This window comes from Thauera sp. 27 (genome assembly GCF_000310125.2).
Taxonomy (GTDB): domain Bacteria; phylum Pseudomonadota; class Gammaproteobacteria; order Burkholderiales; family Rhodocyclaceae; genus Thauera; species Thauera mechernichensis.
Genome location: NZ_AMXB01000123.1, coordinates 1 through 265, shown reverse-complemented (window position 1 = coordinate 265; position 265 = coordinate 1). Strand labels below are relative to the sequence as shown.

The 265-nt window shown below is 66.4% G+C and carries 1 pseudogene; it reads left to right on the top strand.

Annotation, left to right across the window (positions count from 1 at the left end):
* Position 1: 1 nt before the first annotated feature.
* Positions 2–265 (top strand): annotated as a pseudogene (locus B447_RS21670) (acetaldehyde dehydrogenase (acetylating)); the annotation flags it as partial.

Sequence of the window (265 nt, the reverse complement as noted above, 5' to 3'; positions counted from 1 at the left end):
CATGAACAAGATCAAATGCGCCCTGATCGGTCCGGGCAACATCGGTACCGACCTGCTGTACAAACTCAAGCGCAGTCCGGTGCTCGAGCCGGTGTGGATGGTGGGCATCGACGCCAGCTCCGAAGGCCTGGCGCGTGCGCGCGAGCTCGGCCTCAAGACCACCGCCGAGGGCGTCGACGGCCTGCTGCCGCACGTGCTGGCCGACGGCGTGCAGATCGCCTTCGATGCCACCTCGGCCTATGTGCACGCCGAGAACAGCCGCAAG